We start from the raw sequence: 20,706 nt of genomic DNA, 5'->3' as shown, positions 1-20,706 counted from the left end.
TATTTGCTGAAATAGAAGGAAAATTCATGAAAATATAAATTCCATCGCTCTGCTACGTCAAAAATGTTATTGCTTAATTAAGAGAAACTCTGTAATCTATTGAAAGTTTGTGTTTCGGAAAAGGAGATGAAATTCATTGCAACGCGAAATTCAGGTTAATCAAAAGATGCCACTTGGCTCAGGTTCACTGCTTAGCCTTCAGCATTTGTTCGCCATGTTTGGCAGTACGGTGCTTGTACCTAACCTGTTCGGTGTCGATCCAAGTATGATCCTGTTGATGAACGGAATTGGAACATTGTTGTACATACTGATGTGTAAAGGAAAGATCCCCGCATACCTTGGGTCCAGTTTTGCCTTTATTGCTCCTGTCACTTCGGTATTGAAAACACATCCAGAGAACGGTTATTCCATGGCACTTGGTGCTTTTATTATAACTGGACTTGTTTTCTGCCTAGTGGCTTTAATTATCAAATATGCCGGGACAGGATGGATCAACGTTGTATTCCCACCAGCAGTTATGGGTGCCATCGTTGCTCTGATCGGCCTGGAGCTTGTACCTGTTGCAGCGCAAATGGCTGGTTTGATTAATTCTGATCCTGCTGCTAACCCCAACTGGGTGCCTCAAGCCAAACCCATTATTTTATCCATGGCCACACTCGGTATCACTGTCATTGGAGCCGTAACGTTCCGTGGATTCCCCAAAATCATTCATATTCTAATCGGTATTGTAGTGGGTTATATCCTTGGCTATTCTATGGGTCTGGTTGATAAACAGGCTATTGGAAACGCTGATTTTCTCTCACTGCCAACCGTAACCACTCCTACATTTGACTGGTCTGTTGTCTTCACCATTTTACCTGTAGCACTCGTGGTTATTGTAGAACATATTGGACATTTGCTTGTAACGAGCAGCATTGTGGGTAAAGATCTTTCGAAAGACCCTGGCCTTCATCGTTCCCTACTTGGTAATGGGGTCTCCACCATTTTGTCCGGGTTTGTAGGATCTACTCCCAATACAACCTATGGTGAGAACATCGGTGTTATGGCACTGACTCGCGTATACTCCACATATGTCATTGGTGGCGCAGCAGTCATTGCAATTGTACTCTCCTTCTCAGGAACATTCTCTGCGCTTGTAGCTAACATTCCTGTGCCTGTTATGGGTGGGGTATCCCTGCTTCTGTTCGGAGTTATTGCTGCATCCGGTCTGCGTATTCTGGTTGAACAGAAAGTCGATTTTGCCAAACCGACCAATCTGCTGCTTACTACACTTGTATTGGTCATCGGACTGAGTGGTACAGAAGTTACCTTCTACGGCGTTCATCTGAAAGGGATGGCATTGGCAACCATCGTCGGAATCCTGATGAGCTTGTTGTTCAAACTGTTTGAAGTCCTGGGTTGGTTAAATGACGATTCGCAAAAACAGCCTATTACTGAAAAAACGCCCGATTAATTTTCATCGTATACACATCAAAAAGCCTGTTCTCCCTAACCTTTAGGTTGGAAGAACAGGCTTTTTGATAATCATTAATGCTGTATATTATTTCCCGGGAAAAGGGAAAAGCAATTCAGGTTTTAATCACAACACTCCAAGTGGAGATTTTAAACTTAGTAGTTCATCAATGTGAATACATCGATTTTCTCTGGCAATTTAGCACGACCATTCAGATCAGACAGCTCGATCAGGAAGGCTGCACCAACAACGTTCCCACCCAATTGTTCAATCAAGTTGATGGAAGTTGCAATCGTTCCACCCGTTGCGAGCAAATCATCTGCGATCAGGACATTTTGACCTTTTTCAATCGCATCTGTGTGCATTGCGAGTGTATCCTTGCCATACTCGAGATCATAACCAACTTCAATCGTCTCTCCAGGCAGTTTTCCACTTTTGCGAATCGGAGCAAAACCGACACCAAGAGCGTATGCCAGAGGGGCGCCCACAACGAATCCACGTGCTTCAGGTCCAGCAATAACGTCAATTTTAAGATCAGAAACCATCACTTTCAGTTCATTGATCGCATTGCGGTACATTTCTCCATCCTTCAACAATGTTGTAATGTCCTTAAAGCTGATTCCCGGTTGTGGAAAGTCAGGAATGACACGAATATAATCTTTAAAATCCAAAATAATCTCCTCCTAAAATAAATACACAAACTTCCATCTAAGATACGCCCTTCATCCGGGATATCATCCATTGTGTCAGTTGCGGTGTGGCTGCATCCAGCATCACCTGTTCTATCTCGGCCATATTTTCGAGCGCCTGATAGTGACGTGAAGCGGTTAGTTCACGCTTAGGCGGGTTATCCACAAACGCAATTTTGCCGTTATCACGGGTAATGAAGGATAACTCTTCGAATACATCCAACATCATCGTAATCATGCGCGGCGAACAACCACACTGACGACTGAGCACAGGAGTAATCTCTTGTTCCTCCACGGGTTCAGCTTTCCATTTCAACACCTGCATATAAATACGCTTAAAGAGTTCTCTGGAAGGCATCTGAAGGCGATCTCGGCGGTTGCCTGATCCGTGCAGAAGGATGATATTCTCAGCTCCACTGAACAAAGCCAGCATGGCATTAAGTTGTTCCGGGGTTTCCGGCGTATCAAACACAAATAACGTCCGGACTTGTTCCTGTCCATAATGCTGTGCAGCAGCATTACACGGAAATAACCCGACCTTTCTATCATATACCCAAAGGCAAGGTTCATACAATGAATTTCCCTCGGAAACGTCTGTTTCTTTCCGAACAATAGCACCAACAGAACCAGATTTATATCGAAGATGTACCTCAAGTGAGCTCAAGAAATGTTTCATCGCATTTAATGGCTCGGCATTACCGCGCAAATCAAACACTTGGACCTGAGGAACATGAATGTCTTGAAGCATCAATTGAGGTTTTCTCACCCCATTCCATTCATTGATAGACAGTTCTCCCATCACATCAATAACGGAACCTGGGAGAAGAAACTCTGCTAACGCTCCCTTGCCAAAAGCGACGGTTTCCAGTTGCTGACCATCCTGTTCCAGAACCAGTTTCAGATGGCGTTTCTCTCGTCCCATTGTTCTGGTTTCCTTCACAGTCACACTTCTCAATACAAACCGCGGCGAAGGATTGCTCATCCCAAAAGGCTGCAATCTGTCGATCTCCTGGATCACTTTCAGCGGAACATCACTGATTCTGCATTCATCATCCGCGAGACGTTGAGGTACAAAGTCCTCTTCAGTCAATACAGATGCAGCAAACTTATTCAAACCAGCCTCAAGGTCTTCCAGCTGATCCCGATGCAAGGTCATACCTGCTGCAGCAGGATGTCCCCCATAATGGTCCATAGTGTGTTTATTGACTGTGAGTGCCTCATAGATATCCAAGCCCTCAATGGAGCGCGCAGAGCCCTTGCAGACACCGCTCTCTGGATCGATCCCAAGGATAAGTGTAGGTCGGTAATAACGCTCCAGCAATTTGGAAGCCACGATACCAACCACTCCGACGTTCCAGCCCTCCCCAGCCAATACGATTACATCTGGAACGGATCCTGAACGAAGCTGTATCTTTTGTTCCAACTGTGCTGTTGCTTCTTGTAATATGCCCTCTACGACTTGCTGCCGTTCCCGATTCAATAGATCAAGCTGGCCCGCAAGCGTATGAGCTTCATCCAGATTCTCGGTGGTGAGAAGTGATACGGCTCTCCCAGCATGATCCAAACGTCCACTGGCATTAATACGAGGTGCCATGGCAAAGGCAATATTAATTGAAGTCACCTGACTCTGATCCACACCACTGATTTCCAGCAATGCACTTACACCGGGAAGACGTGAACCACGCATCGATTCTATTCCATAACTGACGATAACCCGGTTCTCCCCTTCCAAAGGCATCAGATCGGCAACGGTACCGATGGCGGCAATCTCCATCCATTCACCGGGCACTTCCCCGATTAATGCCTGAGCGAGCTTCAAGGCTACTCCTGCTCCTGCCAAACCTTTAAAAGGATACGGGCATCCCGGAAGTTTCGGATTAATAAGTGTAAAGGCTTCGGGCAAAATTTCAGGCGGCTCATGGTGATCTGTCACAATGACTTCGATGCCCAGCGTTGCCGCATAGGCAATCTGTTCAACAGCACTGATTCCGGTGTCCACGGTAATAATCAATGAAACGCCTTGTTGATGGGCCCAATCCAACGCATGGTTGTGCAATCCATACCCTTCATTCGAGCGATGAGGGATATATATATCGTACGAAGCCCCAAGATGACGCATCAAATGGATCATGAGCGATGTGCTGGATACGCCATCAGCGTCATAATCCCCGTAGATCAAAATATGTTCTTCCCGTTCCAATGCCAGCTTGATACGTGGCACAGCTTCATTCATGCCGAGGAGCAGATAGGGATCATGCATCTGATTAAGGTCAGGATGCAAAAAACGTTCGGCCTCCTTCTCATTGTGCACTCCTCGACTCACAAGCAAACGTCCAACAAGGGGTGAAACGGAAAGCGCCTGCGAGAGTCCCGCAGCCGCCTCCAAATCGATATTCGGTGTATTCCACCGGTATTGCGAATAAAGCAATGATAACGCTCCTTTCCTGATCTACTGGACCCGCGCTTCACTACTGAATTAATGTCGCTTCGTGATCGGGCAGTTCATGATTGGATTTATAAGGATAACCTGGATCATAAGGTATCGCTTGAATCTGTACTTCTTTCACATGACTGAACCGAGTTAGCAGTAGTGTCTTGGCCCGATTCGCAATCTCCTGTGCTTCCAGTATTGAGATTCTTGGATTCACACTAATGACCAGCTCAATCGTAACGTCATGTTCCTGTTCACGTGCAACCAAATGCTCAATGGTAATGATGCCATATACTCGCTGTACAGTCTCTTTGAAATCGGACGCTTCTTCCTGTTCCAGTTCCTGAACAAGTGAACCATACACCGTGTCCACAATCATTCGGTAACCCTTGTGAAGCACAAAACAGGAAGCAATCAACGCAGCCGTGGGGTCCAGGTAGAGCAACATGCTCAAGCCCGTCTCTTCACCAGCCATCGAACCGATAATACCGATTAATACGGTGAGCGAGCAATAGAGTGCACGGCGATGTTGCTGTGCATAAGCCAGCGCCTGAGACTGATTTCGTTTACGGAAATATCTGTACTGAAATTGAAAAATCGCTTCTTTCACAGCCAGAGCTGCAACAGCCACCAAAAGTACCGACTTGCCGGGTGCTTCCGGATCACTTCCGGAGAGACTACCCAATGCGGAGATGGCAAGCTGTAATCCACCCATAAGGATTAGCACAGATAACAATACTGAGATTCCGGGTCTAGCAACACTTGAATGTTCTTTAAACCGTCCCCTGCGAGCCTTGCTCTTATCGCGTACAGACTTGGAGGGAAAGAGACCAGCCAGGGCAGAACCAGCTTCAGAAGCAGAATACAAGCCGTCAGCGAGCAATGATTTGCTGTTTGCCATATAACCGACTCCCGCTTTGATCACCGCAAGTCCCATATTACCGGCAATACCGCTCCATGTGGCAGCCTGAGCAGATGGGATATGTTCTCTGGTCATGAATATTCCCCCTTAATTCTGTACATAAAGTTGCAAAACCGCGCCTGGCAGACGCGGCTTCACAATAAGATGTTTAGTTAGATTCTTTAGCTACTGTTTTTGGCTTTTCCACTTGTTTACCTTTGAGCATCAGCCATAGTGGAGCGGCGATATAGATTGAAGAATATGCGCCGAACAGTGTTCCGATAACCATCGCAAGCGAGAACATGCGAATGGATTCTCCACCAAATATGAACAAACAGATTGAAGCTGCAAACACGGTGAATGTTGTATTCAGGGAACGTGTCATCGTTTGAGCCAAACTGCGGTTGACTACCTCACGCAAGTCGGCTTTGGTTGTCTTTTTGGCAAAACGCAGATTCTCACGAATTCGGTCAAAGATAACGATCGTATCGTTGATCGAGAACCCGACAATGGTTAATACTGCAGTAATAAAGGTCAGATCGACTTCCAAACGGAAGATAGAGAACACACTTATTACAACAAATGCGTCATGGAAGAGTGCGATAACCGCAGCCAAACCAAAGCGCCACTCAAATCGGATCGCAACATAGATCATGATCCCGATACTTGCAATGAGTACCGCGTAGATCGCGTTGCGCTCCAATTCTTTGGCCATCTCTGGATCGACGGTATTTACTTCATAGGAAGCCGATGCATCCAATTTGGTAAATTCCTGTTTAAATTTGCTCTCTTGAGTCTCATCCAATTCATTGGAGAAACGAACATTTACACGGTCAGCCCCCGGTGTAATGGTAACATCACCCTCATCAACACCGATGTCCTTAACGATAGGTTTAATCTGCTCCGCTGTGATTGCTTTGGATACCGAGATATCCACATTCGATCCAGCACGGAAATCAACCGCATAATTCAAACCCAAAGCCAGAATGCTGATAATCCCCGTAATCGTCAGAATAATCGAGAAGATATAGGCAATCTTACTACCTTTAACATAATCAAAATTCCAATTAAAGCGCACGAATTTCACTCTCCTTCACTCCGAAGTACTTAGGCTTCTTCAACACGTTACCCCGTACAAGCAGGGTCAACAGGAAGCGGGAGAAGAAAATATTCGTGATAATACTGGTGACAATATCAAAAATCAGCACGAGTGCAAAACCTTTAACCGCACCTGTTCCCAAGAAGAACATAACAGCCGCAGCAATAATGGTTGTGATGTTGGAGTCAATGATTGTTCGGAAGGAATGTTTACCACCCGCTTTAACCGAAGACAAAATCGACTTACCACTGCGCATCTCTTCTTTAATCCGTTCGTACGTGATGATATTGGCATCCACCGCCATCCCTATACCCAGGATAAATGCCGCAATACCTGGAAGGGTAAGCACGAATTCTCCTAAATAGAAGATTGCAAGTACCAGCCACGTATGTGTGATCAAGGCAAAACTCGCGATAATACCAGGAATGCGATAAAGCCCAATCATGAACACTAGAATAATAACGGAACCAATCAATCCCGCTTTAATGGTCTGATCCAGAGAAAGCTTACCAAGTGTTGCACCAACACTTTGTGAATACTTCTCTGTAAGTTTCAGCGGCAATGCACCCAGGTTAATGGTGTCACGAAGCTGGTTTGCTTCGTCACGTGTGTAAGCACCCGAAATCTGAGCGGAACCATCTGTCAACTGTTGTCTAACGGTTGGAGCAGAGAGCAACTCATCGTCCAAATAAATGGCGAGAGGTTGTCCGATCAAACGTTTGGTAATCTCGGAAAATTTAGCTTTGTCTTTCACTTGAATGTCAATCATAGGCTCATTCAATTGAGTGAACACAACTTTGGCTGCATTCTCAACAAATTCATTTCCGCGAAGCTCAATTTTGGTGTATTCGCCTTCCTTGTCGTTCTCAGCTTTACTACGGAAGGTCAAAACAGCCGGTTCTTTCATTTTGGCTCTAACTTCAGCCTCATCCGTAACCCCTGCCAACTTCAATCGAATCCGGTTGCTTCCTTCAGTGGTTACCTCCGGTTCGCTTGTTCCGAGCGCGTTGGCGCGGCTTTCAAGACTTTTGGCCGTTTGCACCAAAGATGCTTTGGTGACTTGTTGACCTGCTTCGAGCGGCTCTGCTTCATATAAGATCTCGTAGCCTCCCTTTAAATCAAGGCCCAAGCGTATATTTTTGAGCAGTTCCGGGCTTGTCCCCACCATTACCCCTGTGGTGACAAGCACGACCAGAATGAAACTGATAATTCTTTTCATGCCGTTCCTAGATCCCCTTTCGTTCTCAATATTCCTATTATAGCGATGCCGTAAAAAGCAGTCAATTTTCAACAAAAAAGATCCCTTTCGTCTAGAAAGAGGACCCCCGGTATGCAGACACGGTCATAAAGTTCATAAAGCTTGTTGCTTTCAGTGACAAAATGTCGTTCACCAGCTGGTGAAGCGGTGGAATGCCCTGTTTTTCATATTTATGACTGACGCAATTCCAGACATCTTTGCTGGTGACATATTCGTAACCGACAAGCCTTAATTCCTCCGCTTTGCTACGGCAGAGCATCTCTATTGACTGTTCCAACTCCACATCATTCATTTCTTCCAACGGGGAGCCTCCCTTCGTACATCCAAGCCTTTATGCGGCATCAATATTACATGATTCGACTTCGCCTGATCATATTCCTTCTTGCTGATTATGGTTCTTTTTGTTAATCGTGTCCAAGTTGTCATGAGAAGATAAAGGACTGGCATAGGATGAAGAACAACGGCTTTGTCCCGTTTATGTTGATAGCCTGTACTTTCAACCGGGAAAGAGGGGTAGTCTTGAAGAAACAGACATTTATCCAGGGGGCCATGATCCTGCTCGCGGCAGGCATAATTAATCGAATACTTGGTTTCATTCCGCGCATTGCGCTGCCACGAGTCATTGGTGCAGAAGGTGTTGGCATCTACCAATTGAGCTATCCCTTTTTTATCGTACTGGTGACATTAATTACGGGTGGTATTCCGCTCGCCGTAGCCAAGCTCGTAGCCGAAGCTGATACCGGTGCCAATCGTTATTCCCCCCAGCGAATCCTGCAAGTAAGCTTAAGCTTTACGTTAACCCTGGGTGTTGTATTCATGTTTTTATGCATTCTATTTGCGCCCTGGGTTACCAAGTACGTGCTCACAGATGAGCGGGTGTACCATACGTTCGTTAGTATGAGCCCCATGATTGCCATTATCGCAGTATCTGCTGTCTACAGAGGGTATTTCCAAGGTAAGCAAAACATGATGCCTACTGCCATTTCATCCATTGTTGAAACCATCATTCGTATCGTCTGTGTCATTTGGTTTGCCTGGCTTCTCCTCCCCCACGGTATTGCCCAAGCTGCTGCTGGTGCCATGCTGGGCGCGCTCGTTGGAGAATTCGGCGGTATGCTTGTACTCTTGTGGAAGTATAACAGGCAGAAGAAAGAGTTACCGCTCGCTAAGCAACAGAACATGTCTAATCTCACAACCAAACCTTCAGCCAAACCTTTAAACCCAATACCTTCAGTTCTGAAAGAAACGGGTACTCCACAGCCCGGATTAATCCGGCGTTTGCTTGCAATCTCTATTCCTGTTACAGCAGGCCGATTGGTTGGCTCCTTATCCTATTTGGCCGAAACCATCGTTACTGCCCAGAGTCTGGCTCTGGCAGGCATATCCAAAGGGCTCGCTACAGCACAATATGGTGCATTACAAGGTATGATTATTCCTTTGCTGCTGCTGCCGGGGGCACTAACCTCTTCGCTCGCGACATCACTTGTGCCTTCACTGTCCGAAGCTTCTGCTCAGGGAGATCGCGCACTGATTCACAAAAGAATGCATCAGGCCTTACGTTTGGCACTTGTGACAGGTGCTCCGTTTTCTGTGTTTATGTATGTGCTTGCCGAACCGATGTGTCTTGTTCTGTATAATGATGCATCGATCGGAAGCATGCTGAAACTAATGGCTCCTTTTGCTTTGTTCATTTATATTCAAGCTCCTCTTCAAGCTGCATTACAAGCTCTTGACCGTCCGGGTAAAGCATTGCTGAATACGTTTATCGGTGCTGTTATCAAAATCACGTTGATTTTAACGCTTGCTTCCCGGCCTGAATATGGCATCTTCGGTGCAGTCATCGCCATCTGTGTGAATTCTACGGTAGTTACCCTGTTACATGCCCAAAGCGTACGTAGCCTGCTACAGTTCCGCTTCAAAATGATGGATTGGGTCAAGACGGGTGCAGGAATGTTTATCATGGGAGCAGCGACCCTACTCGTATACGAAGAGACTGCCATGATATTGCCTTTTTGGGTCAGGATGCTTCTCGCTCCTTTTGTCGGGCTTATCGTGTATTTCATCGTCATGGGCTGGACCAAAATGATTGACTTTCATGATCTGTCCCGTGCTCCTTTGATTGGTTCATGGTTCAAGCGCCGCTCAGGCAAATGATTTTCATTTTTTATCATCTTTTGGACTGACATATATCTTCCCATTGTGATCAATGGAGCATATAAATACATCCTTAAAATCCAGAATTCCGTTATGTTGAATTTGATTTTTCAGCCAAAATCTCGTTTTCTGAATGATCTCCAAATTCTGATCCTGGACCTTTCCGTCCATAATTAAGGGTAGTGGCAGACCTTCATATTTAATATTTGGAAATTTGATATTTGGAGATCCGTCAATCTGGTTTTTTCCCGTTTTGGATTTACTGGAGGAAGAATCTTCTGAGTCAGAACCGGAAGAATTGCTATCGTTAGAAGTATTCTCATCCTTGGGAAAAACGGTCAGCTTGCCTGTTGTCTCCAAAATAGCGAAATCAACCTCACCGATACTGTCTACATTCTGTTCACGGAGTTGTTGCAATAGATCATCCAGATTATATCGTTGCTTCCGCATCTCATCCCGGTGAAGAACACCTTTGGAGATCAAAACAGTAGGTTTGCCATCAATTATCAGGCGAAGACGCCGACTTTTAAGACCTATAAAGGCCATTCCGATCTGTACAATAATCAAGGTAAGCATGGGGGCAATCCCATGAGAGAGCGGTTTATCAATATCTTCAATGACAAAAGCAGCCATTTCAGCAAGCATAATGGAGACAACAAGATCAAACATGGATAGCTTACCAATCTCACGTTTACCCATAACCCTCATTGCACAGTACACCAGAAAGTACATGAGAATGGTTCGAAAGATATGTGATCCGACATCTGGGAAGTTCACAACAAGGGTCCTCCTTCGAAACTGAGTTTTTAACAGTTAGCTGGGTAGTGCAATCCCTATTTTGACCTGAACCTTACATGCTCATGCAGAAATAATCCGTTCATTTAATGGAAAACAGTTCATAAGTCCGAAGGCTTGACCATACACTGTATTAACTTATAACTTGTACAAGGGGGTTGCTTCATGCAATTGATCCGCCGCTTGGTTTCGTTTCGAGTGTCCAATCCGATTCTGTCAGGCCTCTGTCAGGCTTTTGTATGGATGTTTATCGGGGCATTAATTCTCTCCTTGTTTCTCTGGATGAGCGGAATGCGGGAACAGGACCTCTCGTTGTATACCTATGTTGTTCATGGGTTGTCATTATTGATCGGTGGTTTTGTCGCAGGCAAACGTTCTGGTGAAAAAGGATGGTACTACGGAGGAATTACCGGAATTATATATGGACTCCTTGTGCTACTGATCGGATTTCTCGCGCTGGATGCTTCGTTTAATTGGAAAGATAGTTTACAACTGCTTAGCGCTTTCTTCATTTCAGCTCTCGGTGGCATGTTCGGTGTTAATACGCATCGCTCCTAACTGACTGGTAAAGAACATCGACCTTCCCTCATAAATCAAAAAAGAGAACCGGGTCTCCAAGGGATCCGGTTCTCTAATAGGGAATACGCCACAAACGCACCCTCGTTATTCTATGTTACAGTAACTATTCAACAGCCGTATCACGAGCTACAGCCGTGCTGATTGCGTTACGGTCAAATGTAAGCTTAGTTACATCGTTTACACGCAATACAACCACATCGTCCGTAATCTCAGCGATCGTACCGTGAAGGCCACCAATCGTTACAATTTTATCGCCCTTTTTCAATTGGCTAAGCATCGAATTCCGTTGCTTTTGCTTTTTGTTCTGTGGACGAATCATCAAGAAGTAGAAAATTGCAACCATGAGTACCAAAGGTACAATCAAAGATACAATGCCTCCGCCTGCTTGTGTTCCTGCTAGAGTCATTCCCTGAAACATTCAAACTCCCCCTTATCGACTATACATACAGATATTGCTTGTTAAGCCGGTTCCCTTAAAACCTCAATCAGAAACCTTTGTCATTGTCATGAAGACCATATTGATCGAAAAATTCATCCCGGAAATCAAGCAAACGATCTTCCATAATGGCTTTACGTACATTACGCATCAAATTCTGCAAGAAATGAAGATTATGGATCGTTGTCAAACGCAAGCCAAATGTTTCATCTGCTTTGATCAAATGACGCAGATAAGCTCTGGAATAGTTGCGACAAGTGTAGCAATCACATTCAGGATCTAATGGTCCAAAATCAGTTGCAAACTTGGCATTACGAACTACCAGACGTCCTTGACTGGTCATCGTTGTTCCGTTACGGGCAATCCGAGTAGGCAGAACACAATCGAACATGTCCACTCCACGAATCGATCCCTCAATCAACGCATCGGGCGAACCTACCCCCATCAAATAACGTGGTTTATTGGACGGCAACAAAGGTAACGTATAATCCAATACACCATACATCAAATGTTTCGGTTCTCCAACACTCAGTCCACCAATAGCATACCCCGGGAAATCCATGGAAGTCAAATCTGCGGCGCTCTGACGGCGAAGATCTTCATGCATGCCTCCCTGTACGATGGCAAACAGACCTTGGTCATGCGGACGAGCGTGACTTTCGAGACAACGTTCTGCCCAGCGGCTTGTTCTTTCGAGTGATTTTTTTACATATTCATATTCAGCCGGATACGGTGGGCATTCGTCAAATGCCATCATAATATCGGAGCCAAGTGCATTCTGGATTTCCATTGCCACTTCAGGAGAAAGGAACTTTTTGTCTCCATTCAGATGAGAACGGAAGTTAACGCCTTCTTCCGTAATTTTGCGCATCTCGCTGAGAGAAAACACTTGGAATCCGCCGCTGTCCGTCAGGATTGGACGATCCCAGTTCATGAATTTGTGCAATCCGCCAGCTTCACGGATGATTTCATGTCCTGGTCTCAGAAACAGGTGATAGGTATTACTCAAAATAATCTGAGCATCCATTTCTTTCAATTCTTCAGGGCTCATTGTTTTGACAGTCGCCTGTGTACCTACAGGCATAAAGGTTGGTGTCTCAATAATACCGTGAGGTGTATGTACACGTCCCAGACGTGCACCGGATTGTTTGCAAGTTTTGATATGTTCATACGTAATTGCTGCCATTGGTTTTAATCATCCTCTAAAAGTTAATCGTTATACCGTTATACTAATATATCAACATGGCATCGCCGAAGCTGAAGAACCGGTATTTCTCTTGGATGGCTTCCTCATATGCCTGCATAATATGTTCCCTGCCTGCTAGTGCACTAACCAACATAACCAACGTGGATTTCGGGAGATGAAAATTCGTAAGCATCCCATCAATCACTTTGAAGGAATAGCCCGGATAGATGAAAATGCTGGTCCATCCGCTGCTTGCTTGCAGTATTCCATTTTCAAATTTGCTGCCTACCGTTTCCAAAGTCCGGCAACTCGTTGTCCCAACCGCAAAAACACGGTGTCCATTCTCTTTGGTCTGGTTAATCAGATCTGCCGTTTCTTGTGACAAGGAGTAATACTCTTCATGCATAACATGATCTTCAACAACGTCAACCGACATCGGTCTGAATGTTCCCAGTCCTACATGAAGCGTGATGAAGGCCACATTAACACCTTTGGCACGAATCTGATCCAACAATTCATCCGTAAAGTGCAGTCCCGCTGTAGGTGCAGCCGCCGATCCTTCATGCTTGGCATACACGGTCTGATACCGTTCGCGGTCATCCAATGTCTCCTTAATATAAGGTGGCAACGGCATCTCACCCAGACGGTCCAGAATCTCCTGAAAGATTCCATCATACGTAAACGTAAGTGTACGTGCCCCCATCTCGCCCTCTTCTTCAATGATTGCCTTCAGTTCCTCACCGAATACAATGACCGAACCGGCTTTCAGCTTTTTACCCGGCTTAACCAGTGCTTCCCACTTGTCGCCTTCCACATTTTTAAGCAATAACACTTCCGCTTTTGCTCCGGTATCTTCTTTTGTACCGAACAGACGGGCTGGTAGAACACGTGTATCATTCAGAATCAATGTATCGCCGGGATTCAGAAAATCGATAATATCGGGAAACGTTTGATGATTAATCTCACCACTATCTTTGTTCAAGGTAAGCAAACGGGATGCCGTGCGATCAAGCAACGGCGTCTGTGCTATCAATTGCTCTGGTAATTCAAAATCATATAAGTTCACATTCATTTAGTTTCATTCCTTAACAATAGTCGCATTTTGATAATAGTGTTTCAATATTGCCTGGTAATCATACCCTTCATCTGCCATGCCTTTGGCTCCCCATTGGGACAAGCCCAAACCGTGGCCATTGCCCTGACCGATGAACATGAAGGTCTGACCCTGCGTTACCGCTCTCGCTTGACCATCACCACTCATAACGACAAGTGCATTACCGGATGATGTTCCTGCGCCAGAAGAAGACAATACAGAGGCACCATTTGAGCCGGTTTTACTGGCTGTTTTGCCGTCAGCGCCTAATACAGTATAACTTCCGGTCCCTGCAATATCAAATAAAGTGCTCGGTAATCCACCGAGTGCAGAGCGGTATGTATCGGCATATTTCACCGTCATAGCCTGTCCGTTGGCAGTGATTTCAAGTGCTCTTCCGGAAGGTCCACGCTTGGTCACTTCCAAGGTTGAGATTGAAGCAGGAACAGACGCTGTTGTTTTACCCTGAAGGGATTTAACCAACTGAGCAGACGTGAAAGGTCCTCTCACCCAAGCATAATCGTTGGATTGAGCCACTTTTGCCAACACAACAGCTTCGTTGCCTGGATTCATTTTAGCTACAGGTTCAACGGTGGATTGAATTAACGGAACGGCACGCACATTGGTGTTCTGAGCCGTTACCGTTACTTCTGCCAGTCCTGCATTGGTCTTGGTCGTTAATTCTTTGATGTTATCCTCACGAATGTACCCGCTAACGCCTGAACTGAGCAGCACATGGTACCACGTATGTAATCCTGCCTGGGCTGATGTATCTCCCGAGCTAACCACATTGGTGAACACACCTGCTCCGCCGTTCCATACCTCAGAAGGATGAGCCGTCTGGCCGCCAGCATTGGAGGAGAATACAGCTTCAATGATTTTCCCACCGCTCTTGACCACTTCTCCAGCAGTTGCATCCACTGCACTGGTTACTTTATCGTTCTCCGAACCAATCCCGTTATAGGCTTGGCTGAGCGTTGTATCCACGACATTCGCAATTTTGAATCGTTCACCCTGTTGAAGCGCGTAGGATCGAGCAGCTACAGCTTGAACTTTCAGAGCTTCAGCAGGCCAGGAGGAATACACCTCTGCCCCTACGACAGAGTACAGGTATTGCTCCAGTGGAACGACGTTGACCAACGCCAGATCACCACTTACGATGCTGATTTCCATATCTCCACGATACGTTCGCTGAGAACGTTCCACTACTTTGATCCCATTGCCATTCCCTTGTACCAATGCTTTGGATTCAGTACCTGCAATGGTGTAATGCGGAGCTGTTTTGATTGCATCCGTACTTAATCCTGCATCTTGGCGGATGATGAGTCCTGCACTATTGTTGACAGGTGAAAGGCTTACCCCTGGAGCTTTGGCTTCCACACTGTTCTTCAATGCGGTTAATTCCGCATCCGTTGAAGCTTCACCCACCCATACCGTATATGCTTGGCTTCCTCCACTCAGTTGAAGGACTGGATAGACACTACTAACTCCTGCTGATAAAAGGTTGGCTTGTGCTGCCTCTGCTTCCTGAATCGAACCATAGGTTCCAGCAGACAGGCGTTTACTTCCTGTTACAGCTGGCTTTTGACCAGCCAATTGAGCTGCTGCTACCTTTTGTACTCGTGTAACAGCTTGTCCTGCCAGTGCCTCCGTTGCATAGTTGCCTGTGTAGAGCTGGTAAATGGCATTTCCATTCACAGACGTTGTGAACAGCAACGGTTTATCTGCGGTTGCCTGCAACAATTTTGCTGCTGCAGATGCTGCCTTAAAGTCTGTTGTTTCCAACACCTTCACTCGGAATCCATCTGCACTGAAACGGACCTGCCCTGCCGGAAGGCTTATATTTGCGCCGCTCTCCGATTGGATGCTCCATTGTCCTGTCGATTCAAGCGTAATAAGTGGTGTAGTTGATTTATACGTACTGCCCAGATTCGCAAACATGGCTACCCGGATCGTCTGTCCATCATTTCCTGCTGCATATGCAGGCACTTGCAGACAACCCACTGTCAAAAGAGCTGCCGCCAGTACCTTCAATCGACGACTCCACTTCTTCGTTCGTATTGCTTTTCCCACAATCAGACTCCTCTCCATGCATTTCTTTCACTTTATATCGGGTTAACACGTGATTATTTCAATGTTTATGATGAATGTTCAACAGATTTGATTATTTACCGTCTCTTGGTGGAACAGGTAGACCCAAATGATGATAGGCGAGATCTGTTACGATCCTGCCCCTTGGTGTACGCTGAATCATACCAATCTGAAGCAGATACGGTTCATAGACATCCTCTATCGTCTGACTTTCTTCACCAATCGTAGCAGCAATTGTATCCAGCCCTACCGGGCCTCCCCGGAAGCTATTGATCATCGATTTGAGCATCTTGTGATCAATCTCATCCAGGCCACGCGGATCAATCTGGAGACGTTGCAGTGCTTCTTCCGCCAGTGTCTGCGTTATAATCCCATCACCACGCACCTGTGCAAAGTCGCGTACTCGTTTTAACAAACGGTTCGCGATCCTTGGTGTCCCACGTGAGCGCAATGCAATCTCTTGCGCAGCATCTCCCACAATCTCCACACCCAAAATTTCGGTAGAGCGTGAGACGATATAAGCCAGCTCATCAACCGTATAGAATTCCAAGCGACTGATAACACCAAATCGGTCTCGAAGTGGAGCAGACAGCAAGCCAGCACGCGTTGTAGCCCCAATCAGAGTGAATGGCGGCAGATCCAGCCGAACGGAACGTGCACTTGGACCTTTACCAATCATAATGTCCAATGCGGAATCTTCCATAGCGGGGTACATGACTTCTTCAACCGTACGATGCAAACGATGAATTTCATCAATAAACAAGACATCGCCTTCCTGCAGATTGGTTAACAATGCTGCAAGATCACCCGGGCGTTCAATAGCCGGTCCTGACGTAGTTCGTAAATTAACACCCAATTCGTTGGCAATAATGTTGGCAAGTGTTGTTTTACCCAGTCCAGGTGGGCCATATAACAAAACGTGATCCAATGCCTCATTACGGAATTTGGCAGCTTCAATATATATCTTTAAATTTTCCTTCACCTGATTCTGCCCGATATATTCATTCAGATACCGGGGACGAAGACTCAATTCAACATTTTGGTCCTCCATCATCAGGTTCGCGGAAATAATCCGATCATCCATGTTCATCCCTACCTTTTTTTGCAGGCTACAGCTATATTATAATATGCAATTTGTATTATCCCGTAAACAGCATTTGCAGCGCCTTTTTCATCAACACATCAACGGAATCTGCTGTAGTAACATCCTTTCTCAATTTGAGCCATACTTTATCAAGCTCACTGTCAGTATACCCAAGTGCTTTGAGACCTTCACGTGCCTCATCCCAGGCTGAACCACTTCCCGACTCTTCCGATGGAGGAGCGAACAACCCTGTTGCATACGCTGCCGCGCCGAAGCTATCCAGCTTATCCTTGAGATCCAGAATCATGCGTTGTGCAGTCTTCTTGCCGATGCCTGGCAATTTGGTCAAGAACGTAAGATTCTCCTGGTAAATCGCCGTAACCACATGTTCTGGTGTACCTCCAGCAAGTATGCCCAGAGCTACTTTTGGACCGATACCGGATACTTCAATCAGTTTACGGAACAAACGTTGCTCATCCCGTGTAACAAATCCAAACAGCAACATCGCATCCTCACGCACATGATGGTGCGTGTACACGGTAATTTCGCCTTCTTGCTTCGCAAACGCAAATGGATTTGGACAGAATACGCGATACCCTACACCATGAACATCCAGCACAATATAATCATTCTCTACATGAATGAACTGTCCTCTTAGAAAATCAATCATTTTCGCAATACCTCATTCAACTTGGAATTTAATGTATAAGAGTGTGCGTGGCACACGGCTACAGCCAATGCATCCGCTACGTCATCCGGCTTAGGAACGACCTGAAGACGCAAGAACATTTTGACCATCTCCTGTACTTGCTTCTTCTCCGCTTTACCGTACCCCACAACGGCCTGCTTGATCTGCATTGGCGTATACTCTGCAATAGGCAAACCCTTCTGTGCGGCAGCGAGTACCATGACGCCTCTAGCCTGACTGACAGACATCGCTGTTGTAACGTTCCGATTGAAAAAAAGTTTCTCCAGCGCTACTGCGTCCGGTTTGTATTTATCAATCAATTGCACCATACCTTCATATACGTGAAGCAACCGTTCCTCTTCAGGGGTATGAGCTTCCGTCTGAATACATCCATATTGTACGGGTACTACCTTACTGCCGATTTTATCCACAAAACCAAAACCAACAATCGCAATCCCCGGGTCAATTCCCAAAAAACGCAAAACCATCTCTCCCTCACAAAAGCGAACATATGTATCGTTCATTTCATTATAACAAAAGATAGACCCTGCGGCAGGAAAAACTTTGTCTAACTGATTACTCGTCTTTATTCGCGGATTTTTTACATGTTTATTCGTATTTCCAACTATTTCAGTTCAAACGACAAAAAGGACATCTCTTCGATGTCCTTCATCATATTCCACATATTTTTGGGTCTATCGCTTGATTCCCTAAACCACCATTGTTATTGCTATTGCCATCATCGTTTCAGTACGTAACAATCTTAATACTGTAGGTGAGGACGTTTGGATTACCCGCCATTGCGGATTAAATGATGATCTTCATCCACGGCATAGTCACTGAACGTAGAGATCACGCTATCATACTCATCCTTGTCCTGAATCCGAATACCCTGCTGCAATTGCTCCAGTACGCCTTCAGGCAAAGAACTCTCCAACGTCCCAACATCCAACTGAAAGAACGTACGAATAACCTTCTCATCTGTAGGCTTACCTTCGTACAAATTAAGGTTCCCTACAGCATCTATGCTGATATAAGCCTGCTGTTTACAAAGCGGTGAAAGGTCATCTACACGTTGCTTCAAATGCAACTCATCTGATGTTCCAACGGTAGCATCCCATTCCGGATGTTGAGCCAGCAGCATCTTCAACTGCGGTCTAGCCATCTTGCCTAACTGCTCTGTCTCCACTCCGCAGATGTACTGTGTTTCCAAAACCACACTTGTTAAATGATCCGGATCAGAATCAAGTTGCTCTACTAACGCCTGAATCTCCTGTTCAGATCTTGTTTCCTGCGTAACAGGGCCCATCACACTGGTTGCCTCACTAAAATTAGTTGTCAACAAACGCTCTATGGCCGATGAGATAGACAACCCGCTGTAAGCCAATATCGTAACTGCAAGCAAAGCCGCCGTCATCCATACTGTTCGTTTCCACCGTCGCCACCGTCTCTTGAATTGTTTTTTAAAGTTAAACGTGTTCACATGAACCCCTTCTATCACTTTTTAAACCTATTGTGACCTAAAGATTGAGGCTTTATGCACAACTAGCTTATCGTCTGAAGAAGGAACACACATGTGTTAGGTTAGAGAACTTGTCATAGTGAATACCGGAACCTGCATTTATAGAATCTTATATAGATAAATATAAAAAAGCACTATCTATAATTAGATAGTGCTTTTTAGAGATCGGGATGACACGATTTGAACATGCGACCCCCTGGTCCCAAACCAGGTGCTCTACCAAGCTGAGCTACATCCCGTTATATATACCGGCGAGAGGACTCGAACCTCCACGGTTTCCCACTCGATTTTGAGTCGAGCGCGTCTGCCATTCCGCCACGCCGGCAAATTTGAAGTTATAATGGCGCGCCCTGAGAGATTCGAACTCCCGGCCTTTTGATTCGTAGTCAAACGCTCTATCCAGCTGAGCTAAGGGCGCAAATATTGGAGCGGAAGACGGGAATCGAACCCGCGACCCTCGCCTTGGCAAGGCGATGCTCTACCGCTGAGCCACTTCCGCACACGGTATTATTAATATAAAAATGGCGGAACCGACGGGATTCGAACCCGCGATCTCCTGCGTGACAGGCAGGCATGTTAGGCCAACTACACCACGGTTCCAGATCACTTTCGCAAAGGAAAGTATAATTGCGGGGGCAGGATTTGAACCTGCGGCCTTCGGGTTATGAGCCCGACGAGCTACCGGGCTGCTCCACCCCGCGTCGTTATAAAGTTTATATGGTGGAGGCTGAGGGGATCGAACCCCCGACCCTCTGCTTGTAAGGCAGATGCTCTCCCAGCTGAGCTAAGCCTCCATCTATATGACCCGTAGGGGATACTCTCACTTCGTTCGAGACTGCGATGCAGTTGCTAACGAGGTATATCCTCCGCCGAACCTTTGGGATTCTCTTCCCTTGTTGAAGCTATAAATATAGCTATGACCCGTAGGGGATTCGAACCCCTGTTACCTCCGTGAAAGGGAGGTGTCTTAACCCCTTGACCAACGGGCCTTAATGGCTCCCCGAACAGGGCTCGAACCTGTGACAACTCGATTAACAGTCGAGTGCTCTACCAACTGAGCTATCAGGGAATATATGCATTTGCAGTGCAAATGCAATTCATCGTACAACATCAACATGCAGAGCCTGTTTTCTATGTATGATGAAAGAGTTCGCTTGGCGGCGTCCTACTCTCCCAGGACCCTGCGGTCCAAGTACCATCGGCGCTAGAGGGCTTAACGGTCGTGTTCGGGATGGGTACGTGTGGAA

General features: G+C 46.0%; 18 protein-coding genes, 9 tRNA genes and 1 rRNA gene. 3 read left to right on the top strand and 25 right to left on the bottom strand.

Annotated elements, in window-relative coordinates; all coding sequences use genetic code 11:
• The first annotated feature begins 136 nt into the window (after positions 1-136).
• Positions 137-1,453, top strand: coding sequence for a uracil permease (gene uraA / locus BLS69_RS00140; RefSeq protein ID WP_091027621.1), 1,317 nt, complete (start codon positions 137-139; stop codon positions 1,451-1,453).
• Positions 1,454-1,608: 155 nt separating this feature from the next.
• Here uraA and BLS69_RS00135 read toward each other — a convergent pair whose 3' ends face one another.
• The 6 genes from BLS69_RS00135 to BLS69_RS00110 form a co-directional block, all read right to left on the bottom strand.
• Positions 1,609-2,124: an adenine phosphoribosyltransferase gene (locus tag BLS69_RS00135; RefSeq protein WP_091020472.1), complete on the bottom strand. Its 516-nt coding sequence runs from the start codon at positions 2,122-2,124 to the stop codon at positions 1,609-1,611.
• Positions 2,125-2,161: 37 nt separating this feature from the next.
• The gene (gene recJ, locus BLS69_RS00130) at positions 2,162-4,570 is read right to left on the bottom strand and encodes a single-stranded-DNA-specific exonuclease RecJ (RefSeq protein WP_091027619.1); all 2,409 of its coding nucleotides are present in this window, start codon (positions 4,568-4,570) and stop codon (positions 2,162-2,164) included.
• A gap of 40 nt (positions 4,571-4,610) precedes the next feature.
• Complete coding sequence (locus BLS69_RS00125) at positions 4,611-5,570, bottom strand: cation diffusion facilitator family transporter (protein ID WP_091027617.1); 960 nt, start codon at positions 5,568-5,570, stop codon at positions 4,611-4,613.
• Positions 5,571-5,643: 73 nt separating this feature from the next.
• On the bottom strand, positions 5,644-6,552 hold the full coding sequence (gene secF, locus BLS69_RS00120; protein WP_091027615.1) for a protein translocase subunit SecF: 909 nt from the start codon (positions 6,550-6,552) through the stop codon (positions 5,644-5,646).
• Positions 6,542-7,792, bottom strand: a complete 1,251-nt coding sequence (gene secD / locus BLS69_RS00115) for a protein translocase subunit SecD (protein ID WP_051447453.1) — start codon at positions 7,790-7,792, stop codon at positions 6,542-6,544. Before secD ends, secF begins: the two co-directional genes overlap by 11 nt.
• A 91-nt stretch (positions 7,793-7,883) precedes the next feature.
• Positions 7,884-8,123 carry a post-transcriptional regulator gene (locus tag BLS69_RS00110; RefSeq protein ID WP_036617497.1) on the bottom strand — a complete coding sequence of 80 codons (240 nt, stop codon included), beginning with the start codon at positions 8,121-8,123 and terminating at the stop codon, positions 7,884-7,886.
• 227 nt (positions 8,124-8,350) lie between these two features.
• On the opposite strand from BLS69_RS00110, the gene spoVB reads away from it, so the two are divergent.
• A complete protein-coding gene (gene spoVB, locus BLS69_RS00105; protein WP_091027613.1) occupies positions 8,351-9,985 on the top strand; it encodes a stage V sporulation protein B in 1,635 nt (544 codons plus the stop codon).
• A gap of 3 nt (positions 9,986-9,988) precedes the next feature.
• On the opposite strand, the gene BLS69_RS00100 is transcribed toward spoVB, so the two are convergent.
• Positions 9,989-10,762, bottom strand: a complete 774-nt coding sequence (locus tag BLS69_RS00100) for a YetF domain-containing protein (protein WP_240768093.1) — start codon at positions 10,760-10,762, stop codon at positions 9,989-9,991.
• 183 nt (positions 10,763-10,945) lie between these two features.
• On the opposite strand from BLS69_RS00100, the gene BLS69_RS00095 reads away from it, so the two are divergent.
• The gene (locus BLS69_RS00095) at positions 10,946-11,338 is read left to right on the top strand and encodes a TIGR04086 family membrane protein (protein ID WP_091027611.1); all 393 of its coding nucleotides are present in this window, start codon (positions 10,946-10,948) and stop codon (positions 11,336-11,338) included.
• A 124-nt stretch (positions 11,339-11,462) separates the two neighbouring features.
• Here BLS69_RS00095 and yajC read toward each other — a convergent pair whose 3' ends face one another.
• The 18 genes from yajC to rrf form a co-directional block, all read right to left on the bottom strand.
• On the bottom strand, positions 11,463-11,777 hold the full coding sequence (yajC, locus tag BLS69_RS00090; RefSeq protein ID WP_091027608.1) for a preprotein translocase subunit YajC: 315 nt from the start codon (positions 11,775-11,777) through the stop codon (positions 11,463-11,465).
• Between the two features lie 67 nt (positions 11,778-11,844).
• Positions 11,845-12,981, bottom strand: a complete 1,137-nt coding sequence (gene tgt, locus BLS69_RS00085; RefSeq protein WP_036616872.1) for a tRNA guanosine(34) transglycosylase Tgt — start codon at positions 12,979-12,981, stop codon at positions 11,845-11,847.
• A 43-nt stretch (positions 12,982-13,024) separates the two neighbouring features.
• Positions 13,025-14,053 carry a tRNA preQ1(34) S-adenosylmethionine ribosyltransferase-isomerase QueA gene (queA, locus tag BLS69_RS00080; RefSeq protein ID WP_091027605.1) on the bottom strand — a complete coding sequence of 343 codons (1,029 nt, stop codon included), beginning with the start codon at positions 14,051-14,053 and terminating at the stop codon, positions 13,025-13,027.
• 6 nt (positions 14,054-14,059) lie between these two features.
• The gene (locus BLS69_RS00075) at positions 14,060-16,165 is read right to left on the bottom strand and encodes a SpoIID/LytB domain-containing protein (protein ID WP_371129026.1); all 2,106 of its coding nucleotides are present in this window, start codon (positions 16,163-16,165) and stop codon (positions 14,060-14,062) included.
• Between the two features lie 73 nt (positions 16,166-16,238).
• Entirely contained in the window at positions 16,239-17,249 is a 1,011-nt protein-coding gene (ruvB, locus tag BLS69_RS00070) for a Holliday junction branch migration DNA helicase RuvB (RefSeq protein WP_091020485.1), read from the bottom strand.
• Positions 17,250-17,304: 55 nt separating this feature from the next.
• Positions 17,305-17,919, bottom strand: a complete 615-nt coding sequence (gene ruvA, locus BLS69_RS00065; protein WP_091027601.1) for a Holliday junction branch migration protein RuvA — start codon at positions 17,917-17,919, stop codon at positions 17,305-17,307.
• Positions 17,916-18,419 carry a crossover junction endodeoxyribonuclease RuvC gene (gene ruvC / locus BLS69_RS00060; RefSeq protein ID WP_017686765.1) on the bottom strand — a complete coding sequence of 168 codons (504 nt, stop codon included), beginning with the start codon at positions 18,417-18,419 and terminating at the stop codon, positions 17,916-17,918. The genes ruvA and ruvC overlap by 4 nt, the downstream gene beginning before the upstream one ends.
• A 308-nt stretch (positions 18,420-18,727) precedes the next feature.
• Positions 18,728-19,420 (bottom strand): BofC C-terminal domain-containing protein, encoded by a 693-nt coding sequence (locus BLS69_RS00055; protein ID WP_091027599.1) that lies wholly within the window; start codon positions 19,418-19,420, stop codon positions 18,728-18,730.
• 204 nt (positions 19,421-19,624) lie between these two features.
• Positions 19,625-19,698 (bottom strand) — tRNA-Pro (locus BLS69_RS00050).
• Between the two features lie 7 nt (positions 19,699-19,705).
• Positions 19,706-19,784 (bottom strand) — tRNA-Leu (locus BLS69_RS00045).
• 16 nt (positions 19,785-19,800) lie between these two features.
• Positions 19,801-19,877 (bottom strand) — tRNA-Arg (locus BLS69_RS00040).
• 6 nt (positions 19,878-19,883) lie between these two features.
• Positions 19,884-19,958, bottom strand: a tRNA-Gly gene (locus BLS69_RS00035).
• A gap of 23 nt (positions 19,959-19,981) precedes the next feature.
• A tRNA-Asp gene (locus BLS69_RS00030) sits at positions 19,982-20,059 on the bottom strand.
• Between the two features lie 27 nt (positions 20,060-20,086).
• A tRNA-Met gene (locus tag BLS69_RS00025) sits at positions 20,087-20,160 on the bottom strand.
• 17 nt (positions 20,161-20,177) lie between these two features.
• Positions 20,178-20,253 (bottom strand) — tRNA-Val (locus BLS69_RS00020).
• Positions 20,254-20,376: 123 nt separating this feature from the next.
• Positions 20,377-20,448 (bottom strand) — tRNA-Glu (locus BLS69_RS00015).
• A gap of 4 nt (positions 20,449-20,452) precedes the next feature.
• Positions 20,453-20,528, bottom strand: a tRNA-Asn gene (locus BLS69_RS00010).
• A gap of 83 nt (positions 20,529-20,611) precedes the next feature.
• Positions 20,612-20,706 (bottom strand): 5S ribosomal RNA (rrf, locus tag BLS69_RS00005); the annotation flags it as partial.

The organism is Paenibacillus sp. CF095 (assembly GCF_900101225.1).
Classification (GTDB): domain Bacteria; phylum Bacillota; class Bacilli; order Paenibacillales; family Paenibacillaceae; genus Paenibacillus.
The sequence above is the reverse complement of the archived record's forward strand: the minus strand, read 5'-3'. Positions and strand labels throughout refer to the sequence as shown.